This window comes from Streptomyces boluensis, from assembly GCF_009908195.1.
In the GTDB taxonomy this organism is placed as follows: Bacteria; Actinomycetota; Actinomycetes; order Streptomycetales; family Streptomycetaceae; genus Streptomyces; species Streptomyces boluensis.
The window spans coordinates 1-8,785 of sequence record NZ_JAAAHS010000328.1 but is presented as its reverse complement, the minus strand read 5'-3'; the positions used below and the strand labels follow the sequence as shown (position 1 = coordinate 8,785).

The window sequence follows — 8,785 nt, the reverse complement described above, 5'->3', positions numbered from 1 at the left end:
CATCGGGAAGGGGCGGGGCGGGGAACAAGTGTGGCGCGCACGGCAGTTGTCGCCGTACGCGCCACCACTGGAGGCAGAGGCCGGGGCCTCAGTGAGCCGGAGCCTCCTCCGACCGCTTCGCGGGAATCGCCCCGGCGATGTCCTCGCCACCCTCCATCGGGTGCGTCACATCCGACGCGTCCTTGCTCTTACCCATGTGGTTGAAGACCAGGTTCAGGATGACCGCGGTCACACAGCCGGTGGAGATGCCCGAGTCCAGGATGATCATCGCGGTCTCGGGGAACGCGTGGTAGAACGTCGGCGCCGCGATCGGGATCAGGCCGACGGCGATCGAGACGGCCACGATGAGGACGTTGTTGTCCTTGTCGAGGCCGGCCTTCGCCAGGGTCTGGATACCGCTCGCCGCGACCGAGCCGAACAGCACGATGCCGGCGCCGCCGAGAACCGGGCGGGGCACCACGGCGATCAGCGAGGCGACGACCGGGAACAGACCCATCAGGATCAGGAAGCCACCACCGGCCGCGACCACGAACCGGCTACGGATCTTCGTCATCGCGACCAGGCCGACGTTCTGCGCGAAGGCGCTGGCCAGGAAGCCGTTGAAGAGGGGCGAGAGGGCCGAGCCGAGGGTGTCGGCGCGCAGACCGGCCGCGATGGTCTTCTCGTCGGCGGGGCGCTCGACGATCTCACCGAGGGCGAGCATGTCCGCGGTGGACTCGGTCATCGAGACGATCATGACGACACACATCGACACGATGGCCGCGAGCGCGAACTGCGGGGCACCGAAGTGGAACGGCGTCGGGAAGCCGACGATGTCCGCCTCGCTGAGGGCGCTGAAGTCGGTCACGCCGAACGGGATCGCGATGACCGTGCCGATGACCAGGCCGAGGAGTACGGCGATCTGCTTGACGAAGCCGCTGGTGAAGCGGCGGATCAGCAGCACCACCACGAGGGATATCGCGGCCAGGCCGAGGTACTTGATCGCGCCGTAGTCCTTGGCCGCCGGGTTCGGGCCCTGCGCCCAGCCGTACGCGACGGGCATCAGGGAGACACCGATGAGGGTGATCACGGTGCCGGTGACCACCGGCGGGAAGAACCGTACGAGCTTGGAGAAGTACGGGGCGGCGATGAAGCCGAGGAGACCCGCGACGATGATCGCGCCGAAGATGATCGGCAGCGCGTCCTTCTTGTCCGGGGTCTGGTTGACGATCGCCACCATGGGCGCGACGCCCGCGAAGGTGACGCCGTTGACGAACGGCAGCTTGGCGCCGATCTTCCAGACGCCGAGGGTCTGCAGGAGCGTGGCCAGACCCGCGGCGAACAGGCTGGCTCCGGTGAGGAAGGTGAGCTCCTTGGGGGACAGCCCGACGGCTGCTCCGACAATGAGCGGCGGGGCGACCACACCCGCGTACATGGCGGCCACGTGCTGCAGGCCGCTGGTCATCATTTTGAGAGGGGGCAACTTCTCGTCGACCGGGTGCTTTTCGGGCATCTGGTCGCGGACGTTGTCGTCCTCTGGCACGGCGACTGCTTCTCGAACCCTGGGCGTTGCTGCCACGGCGGTTCCTCCGGTCGGTTAACGCGTCGCCAGCGACGCGGGTGTCTTGGAGGGCTATCTGACGGTGCAATACGGCTGGTGCGGTGTTGCGGGTCGTGCAGATGGTGCTGAGCGGTGCGAGTGCGGTCGCGGTGCGGTGGTGCGGGTGGTGCGGGTGGTGCTTTTTGCGGTGGTGCCTCTGTGGGGGTGTGGAGCGGTGGTACGTGAGGGTGCTGCTGTGCTGCTGCCGTACGCGGTGCTGTTGTGCGTCGTACGCGCGATGCTGAGCGGTGCTGAGCGCGTACGGGTACGGGCGTTCTCACCGTTGCCGGTGGGCGGGCACTGGGTCCGCGCCCACCGGCTCAGGCTGCCGTGCACCCCGCTCGGGTTCACGGCGACCGGCCGAAGGCCGTCCCCCTCGGCCGGACTCTTGGGGGGTCAGGCCGAGGCGGCGATCCTGGCGAGGCGCTGGGCCTCGGCACGGGTGTCGCGCGCGATGGCTTCCTCGTCGACCGTCAGGAGGCGGTTGCCCTCGACGATCTGCTTGCCGTTCACGAACGACGCGGTGACCGGGGCCGCCGCGCCGAAGACGATCGCGGTGACCGGGTCGGCGATCGACGAGTGACCGATGCCGTCGATCTTCCACAGCACGAAGTCGGCGAGCTTGCCGGCCTCGAGCGAGCCGATCTGCTCGGCGCGGCCCAGGACTTGGGCTCCGCCGAAGGTGCCGAGGCGCAGGGCCTGGCGGGCGTTGAGCGCGGCTTCCTTGTGGGCGCCGAGCCGGTTGATGAGGAGCGCGTTGCGCAGCTCGGTGTGGAGCTCACCGGACTCGTTGGAGGCGGTGCCGTCCACGCCGAGGCCGACCGGTACGCCGGCCTTCAGCATGTCGGGGACACGGGCGATGCCGGCGGCGAGCCGGGCGTTGGACGACGGGCAGTGCGCCACACCGGTCTTGGTGCGGGCGAAGGCCGCGATGTCCGAGTCGTTCATGTGGACGCAGTGCGCCATCCACACGTCCTCGCCGAGCCAGCCGGTGGACTCGAAGTAGTCGGTCGGGCCCATGCCGAACAGCTCGTGGCAGAACTTCTCCTCCTCCACGGTCTCCGAGCCATGGGTGTGCAGTCGGACGCCGAGACGGCGGGCCAACTCGGCGCCCTGCTTGAGGAGTTCGGTGGAGACGGAGAACGGCGAGCAGGGCGCGACGGCGACCTGCGTCATGGCGTCGAAGGACGCGTCGTGGTGCTCCTTGACGGTCGCCTCGGTGCCGGCGAGCGCACCGTCGAGGGTCTCGACGGCGAAGTCCGGGGGCAGGCCGCCGTCCTTCTCGGAGCGGTCCATGGAGCCACGGGCCAGGGTGAAGCGCACACCCATGTCCCGGGCGGCGCCGATGATCGCGCCGGACAGTTCGCCGGAGCCCTGCGGAAAGACGTAGTGGTGGTCCATCGCGGTGGTGACACCGCCGCGAGCCATCATCGCGAGGGAGCCCTGCGCGGCGGCGCGGACCATCGACTCGTCGATCCGCGCCCAGGTCGGGTACAGGGCGACGAGCCAGTTGAACAGGTTGTGGTCGGTTGCCAGACCACGCGTGATCCACTGGTAGAAGTGGTGGTGCGTGTTGACCAGACCCGGCGTGATCAAGTGGCCGCTGGCGTCGATGCGCCGGACCACGTTCTCAAGGCCCTCCGGCGCGGGGCCCGCGCCGATGGACTCGATCCTGTTGTCGGCGACGACCAGGTGGCCCGAGGCGTACTCGGTGTCCTGGGCGTCGACGGTGGCGATCGCCGCGTTCTCGATGACGATGCGCTGGGGGGCTGCCGAAGGTGCCATGGTGCGCTTCCTTCTTGTATATGGCGGGGAGGTTTTCCCTCCGCCCGGGGGCGGTCGGAGAGAGGGCACGGCAGGACCCTAGGAGGATTTGAGTGCCGCGGGCGCGGTGACGCGTCCACGGGTGCCGAGATGGTGGAAGAAGAGATTCAGCGAGACGGCGACTAGTGCGCCGGCGCTGATACCGGAGCCGAGCACGGTCTGCGCCCAGGCCGGGAAATCGGCGTAGAAGGTGGGTGCCGCGAGCGGGATGATGCCCGCTCCCAGCGAGACCGCCACCAGGATGATGTTGGAGCTGTCGTCGAGCCCGGCCTCCGAGAGCGTACGGATGCCGCTCACCGCGATGGAGCCGAACAGCACGATGCCCGCGCCGCCGAGTACCGGCATCGGCACCAGGGAGACGACCGCACCGAGCACCGGGAAGGCGCCGAGGATGATCAGCGCGCCACCGGCGACGGCGACGACGTACCGGCTGCGTACCCGGGTGAGCGAGACGACGCCGACGTTCTGCGCGAAGGCCGAGGTGGGGAAGCCGCCGAAGACCGGGCCGAGCAGGGTGGCGATGCCGTCGGTGCGCAGGCCGCGGGTGATGGTCTTCCCGTCGGTCTTGCGCTCGCAGATCTCGCCGACGGCGATCATGCCGGCCGCGGACTCGGTCATCAGGACCAGCATCACGATGCAGAGCGACAGGATCGCCGCGGGCTGGAACGTGGGTACGCCGAAGTCGAACGGCATGGGCAGCGCGGCCACCGGGGCGGCCTCGATGGCGGAGAAGTCCGCCATGCCGAGCGGGATCGCGACGACCGTGCCGATGAACAGGCCCATGAGCAGGGCGACTTGCTTGAGGAAGCCGCGTCCGAAGCGCTGGAACAGCAGGATGACGACGAGCGTGAACGCGGCGAGCGCGAGGTACTTCATGTCGCCGTAGTCGGCGGCTTCCTTGTCGCCGCCCTGCGCCCAGCCGACCGGTACGGGCATCAGGGTCACCCCGATGAGGGTGATGACGACGCCGGTGACGAGCGGCGGGAAGAAGCGCAGGAGCCGGCCGAAGAACGGTGCGAGGATCAGGCAGAAGACGCCGGCGACCATCACCGCGCCGTAGATGGCGGGGAGTTGGGCGCCGTGGGCGTTGGTCTCGGCGATGGCGAGGATCGGTGCGATACCCGCGGAGGAGGCGGCGTTCACGAACGGCAGCCGGTTGCCGACGAACTTCTTGACGCCGAGGGTCTGCAGGACGGTGGTGAGTCCCGCGATGAGCAGACCGGCGGCGATCAGCCGGGTCTGCGCGGCGGTGTCCAGGCCGACGGCCTGGCCGATGATGAGCGGAGGGGTGACGACGCCCGCGTACATGGCGGCGATGTGCTGAAGCGCGGCGGGGACGAGCCGCGTGGGGTGGAGCTTCTCATCCACCGGGTGGCAGCCGGGAGTTGACGTGCTGCCGGTCTCCGATGGGGTGGAACTGGGGCCTTTCACAGGCCCTGTTGCAGGCTGTGCCATAGCGTGTCGTTCCCTCCGGTGTGGCGCGCCCCCGTCCGCGGCGGACGGACGGGGGCGTCACGCATCCCGCGTCAGAGGTTGGTCATGTCGACCGGGATCTTGGGCTCCGCGCCGTCCCGGAGGATCGTGGCCTCGATGAGGCCGTAGGGGCGGTCGGCCGCGTAGTAGACCTCGTTGTCGTTCTTCAGGCCGAACGGCTCGAGGTCCACCAGGAAGTGGTGCTTGTTCGGGAGCGAGAAGCGGACCTCGTCGATCTCCGAACGGCTGTTGATGATGCGCGAACCCATCTGGTACAGGCTCTGCTGCAGCGACAGCGAGTAGGTCTCGGCGAAGGCCTGGAGCATGTGCTTCTTGACCTGCTCGTAGGACTTCTCCCAGTTGGGCATGCGCTGCTCGTCGTCGGTCCAGTTGAACCGCCAGCGGGACGACACCTGGGTGGCCAGGATGCGGTCGTACGCCTCCTGGAGCGTCGTGTACTTGTCCTTGATGTAGCCCCAGAACTCCGAGTTGGTGGAGTTCATGACGACGAGGTCCTTGAGACCGGAGATGATCTGCCAGTTCTCACCGTCGTAGACGATCTCGCTGACCCGGGTCTCCTGGCCCTTGCGGACGAAGGAGTGCTTGACCTCGTCGGCACCGATGAACTTCGAGTTGGCCTCGGAGGTCGCGATGCGCTCCCAGGAGTACTCCTCGATGCGGATGCGCGCCTGCTTGATCGGCTCCTGCGACGTCACGAAGTGACGGGCGAGGTGGATGCCGAACTGCTCGGCGGACTCGATGCCGTACTCCTTGGCGAACGCGTACACCGTGTTCTTGGTGGTGTCGGTCGGCAGGCAGTTGGCGTTCGAGCCGGACAGGTGCACGTCCTCCAGGTCGCCGGAGAGGGCGACCGAGACGTTCAGGTCCTTGATGTGGTGGGTGTCGCCGTCCCGCGTGATCTTTACGACCCGGTTCTCAGCCTTGCCGTACTGGTTCTGTCCCAGAATGGTGGGCATGTCTGCTAGCTCCCTCGATAAACGGAGTAGCCGAACGGGTTGAGCAGCAGCGGTACGTGGTAGTGCTCGCCCGGCTTGACGGCGAAAGTGATCGCCACCTCCGGGAAGAACGCACCGCTGTCCCGATTCGCGGGGGCGTCCTGCTGCGCCTCGGCTTGCTGGTTGTGCTTGGTCAGGAAGTACGGCTCGGTCTCGAAGTCGAGCCGTACGTGGGTGGTGCCCTCCGGCAGTGCCGGCAGGTCCTTGCAGCGCCCGTCCGCGTCGGTCGCGGATCCGCCGAGCGCCACGAAGTCGCCCTTGCCGCCGCTGCGGGCGGAGAGCTGGATCGCGACGCCCTCGGCGGGGCGGCCGATGCTGGTGTCCAGGATGTGCGTGGACACCGAAGCGGTGGTGGCGGTGCTCATGCCGTGCTTCCTTCCTCTGCGGCCTCGACGAGCCGGGTGAGCCGAATGCGGTTGATCTTGCCCAGTTCGCCGCGGACGATCTCACGCTCCTGCTCGGGCCCGTTCTCGATCCGGGTCCTGATCTGGTCGAGCATGAACTCGGCCGTGGCGCCGGTGGCGCAGATGAGGAAGACGTGTCCGAACTTCTCCTGGTAGGCCAGGTTCAGTTCGAGCAGTTCGGTCTTGAGCTCCTCGGAGGCCCCGGCCATGCCCCGCTGTTCGCGGGCGGAGGTCGGGTCTCCCGGCTTCGGGCGGCCGATCGGCGGGTGCCCCGCCATCGCCTCCTCCAGGTCCGCCGTGTTCAGCTCGGCCATGGCGGCGTCGCTGGCGGCGAAGAGGGTGTCGGCGGATGCGTAGGGGCGCTGGGCGAGCAGCTTGCTCCCCCATGCCGCGCTGGCACACACCTCGTGGAGGTCTGCGGTGGCCGCAGCCTCGTCAAGGGTGTTGAACCGGGCCAGGCCCGGTGTCGAGCTCGAAGTCACGAGAAGCCTCCGTGGCCGGAAAGCGGCCTTGTGCTGGACTGGCTGGAGATTAGCTAAGACCCTCGGCAACACCACGTCAACAGTTTGTTGAAATCTCTTTAACGAAGAAGCCGCCACCCGGCATTTCGGGTGACGGCTTCGTCGCGCTCCGTGACCAAATGGCCGGAGGGTTACGTCAGAACGGGTCCGTTTCGACCCTCAACAGGCGCTGCGCTACTCGCTCTTGGCGGTGTTCTGCCTGTTCAGATAGTTGTACACAGTGAAGCGCGAGACACCTATGGCGCCCGCCACGGTCTCCACGCCATGCCGTACGGCGAAGGCCCCGCGGCCCTCCAGGAGGCGTACGAGCTCCTGCTTCTCCCTGCGGTCCAGCTCCGCGAGCGGGCGGCCGTGCTTGCGCTGCAGGGCGGCCAGGATGTGATCGAGGGAGTCGGCGAGCTGCGGCAGCCGGACGGCGAGCACCTCCTCGCCCTCCCAGCTGAGCACCACGTCGTCACCCGCCGCGTCCCGCGGGTCGAGCACCTCGCCACCCATGGCGTCCACCAGCGGCTTGACCGCCGAGACGAAGGGGTGATCGCGCGATTCGGTCACCGGGCGTCCTCCTCGACCACGTTCACCTGGAGCGAGACGCGGGTGGCGCCGGCCGCGAGCGATCTGCGCAGCAGCGCGTCGACCGCGGTGAGCACCTCGTCGGCGGCGCCTTCGGCGGTGTTGCCGAAGGGCCCCACATCCACCGCGTCGAGCTCGGCCCCCTGGATCACCTCACGGGCGACCACCGCGTGGGCGGGCGCCTCGTCGAGATCGAAGGGCTCGGTCGTGAACTCCACTCTCAATCGCACGCGGCCCAACCTACTGCGGTGTCGCCGATTTCTGGCAGCCCCCCTCTCCCCAACAGGGGATACCGAGCGGTAATGTCGCGTTCTCGCCGAGCCAACGAACGGGCTGGTCAGCACGGAGGAGCTCTCATGGCGGAGACGCACCCTGCGCAGTCGGACGGGCCGGGCCACGACCGGCCTGCGGGCCGCGACAGGCCTGCCCGCCCCGGCCGGCGCCTGCCGGACCCCGACCGGTGGCAGCGTGCCTGGAGCCATCGCGAGCAGCTGCTCAGGGTGGCCCGCCGCAGGTCCCTGAGCGCCGAGGACGCCGAGGACGCCGTGCACGAGGCGATCCTGCGCGCCGCCGAGCGTCCGCATCTCGACGACGAGCGCCTGGGTGCCTGGCTGACGACGGTGACGATGCGGCTGTGCGTCGACCGGTACCGGCAGATCAGCCGCGAGGCCGAGGTGCGCACCAGTCCCCGGCTCGGCACACCCGTTCCCGCGTCCATCGAGGACTCGGTGTGCGACCGGGCCGAGGCACGGTGGCTGGCCGCGCGGAGCGGGGAGCTGCCCGCGCGCCAGGCGGAGGCGATCTGGCTCAAGTCGGAGGACCTGGACGTCGCCGAGGTCGCCAAGAAGATGGGCCTGAGCTACCGGACCGTCGAGTCGCTCCTGGCCAGGGCGCGGCGCACGCTGCGTACCTCGCTCGCCGGGACGCTCGGCCTGGCCTTCTGGGTGTGCGGCCGGGGGCGCCCTGCGGCCGGCGGGAAGATGCAGGTGGCCATGGTCGCCGCGACGGCGGTGACACTCGCCGTGACCGGCTTCGTCCTTCCGCACATGGACGGCGGGCCGCGCCCCGCCGCGCCGCGCCCCGGCGGCAGTGCGGGCTCTGGGGCGGTGGCGGACGGTCCTTCCGCGGAGCGTGAGACCTCCGCCGGATCGGGTGCGCGGCCGTCGCCGTCGCCGAGCGGGCCCGGCGCCGGAGTGGGCCGCGGCCCACTCCCGCTGGTGTCGGCCCTGCCGGCCGTGGCGCTACCGGAGGTGCCCCTCGCCGAGCTGAAGCCCCTGCCCGAGCTGCCCGGCGAGGGCCTGCCCACCCTGCCGGTCACTCCGGCCACCGTCCCGACCCCGCGGCTCCCGCCGACCCCGTCCGCCCGCGTCCCGTCCACGCCCGTGACGGCACCCGAGG

9 protein-coding genes are annotated in these 8,785 nt (G+C 69.3%); 1 reads left to right on the top strand and 8 read right to left on the bottom strand.

The window, feature by feature from the left end:
• Window positions 1-88: 88 nt before the first annotated feature.
• From GUY60_RS29500 to GUY60_RS29465, 8 genes are all read right to left on the bottom strand, one after another.
• A complete protein-coding gene (locus GUY60_RS29500; RefSeq protein WP_161703277.1) occupies window positions 89-1,492 on the bottom strand; it encodes a nucleobase:cation symporter-2 family protein in 1,404 nt (467 codons plus the stop codon).
• 483 nt (window positions 1,493-1,975) lie between these two features.
• Window positions 1,976-3,364 (bottom strand): 8-oxoguanine deaminase, encoded by a 1,389-nt coding sequence (locus tag GUY60_RS29495; RefSeq protein ID WP_161703275.1) that lies wholly within the window; start codon window positions 3,362-3,364, stop codon window positions 1,976-1,978.
• Window positions 3,365-3,442: 78 nt separating this feature from the next.
• Window positions 3,443-4,858: a nucleobase:cation symporter-2 family protein gene (locus GUY60_RS29490; RefSeq protein WP_161703273.1), complete on the bottom strand. Its 1,416-nt coding sequence runs from the start codon at window positions 4,856-4,858 to the stop codon at window positions 3,443-3,445.
• Window positions 4,859-4,929: 71 nt separating this feature from the next.
• On the bottom strand, window positions 4,930-5,853 hold the full coding sequence (gene pucL, locus GUY60_RS29485; RefSeq protein WP_161703271.1) for a factor-independent urate hydroxylase: 924 nt from the start codon (window positions 5,851-5,853) through the stop codon (window positions 4,930-4,932).
• Between the two features lie 5 nt (window positions 5,854-5,858).
• Window positions 5,859-6,257: a hydroxyisourate hydrolase gene (gene uraH, locus GUY60_RS29480; protein WP_161703269.1), complete on the bottom strand. Its 399-nt coding sequence runs from the start codon at window positions 6,255-6,257 to the stop codon at window positions 5,859-5,861.
• Window positions 6,254-6,778 carry a 2-oxo-4-hydroxy-4-carboxy-5-ureidoimidazoline decarboxylase gene (gene uraD, locus GUY60_RS29475; RefSeq protein WP_161703267.1) on the bottom strand — a complete coding sequence of 175 codons (525 nt, stop codon included), beginning with the start codon at window positions 6,776-6,778 and terminating at the stop codon, window positions 6,254-6,256. Before uraD ends, uraH begins: the two co-directional genes overlap by 4 nt.
• A gap of 213 nt (window positions 6,779-6,991) precedes the next feature.
• Entirely contained in the window at window positions 6,992-7,369 is a 378-nt protein-coding gene (locus tag GUY60_RS29470; RefSeq protein WP_161703265.1) for a helix-turn-helix domain-containing protein, read from the bottom strand.
• Complete coding sequence (locus GUY60_RS29465; RefSeq protein WP_161703263.1) at window positions 7,366-7,617, bottom strand: YkoF family thiamine-binding protein; 252 nt, start codon at window positions 7,615-7,617, stop codon at window positions 7,366-7,368. The genes GUY60_RS29470 and GUY60_RS29465 overlap by 4 nt, the downstream gene beginning before the upstream one ends.
• 126 nt (window positions 7,618-7,743) lie before the next feature.
• On the opposite strand from GUY60_RS29465, the gene GUY60_RS29460 reads away from it, so the two are divergent.
• On the top strand, window positions 7,744-8,785 hold a 1,042-nt coding region (locus tag GUY60_RS29460; RefSeq protein WP_161703261.1), incomplete at its 3' end, for an RNA polymerase sigma factor.

Excerpts from the sequence above, each read along its gene's own strand:
- GUY60_RS29500 (WP_161703277.1), bottom strand. The coding sequence starts at position 1,492 with ATGCCCGAAAAGCACCCGGTCGACGAGAAGTTGCCCCCTCTCAAAATG.
- GUY60_RS29495 (WP_161703275.1), bottom strand. The coding sequence starts at position 3,364 with ATGGCACCTTCGGCAGCCCCCCAGCGCATCGTCATCGAGAACGCGGCG.
- GUY60_RS29490 (WP_161703273.1), bottom strand. The coding sequence starts at position 4,858 with ATGGCACAGCCTGCAACAGGGCCTGTGAAAGGCCCCAGTTCCACCCCA.
- pucL (WP_161703271.1), bottom strand. The coding sequence starts at position 5,853 with ATGCCCACCATTCTGGGACAGAACCAGTACGGCAAGGCTGAGAACCGG.
- uraH (WP_161703269.1), bottom strand. The coding sequence starts at position 6,257 with ATGAGCACCGCCACCACCGCTTCGGTGTCCACGCACATCCTGGACACC.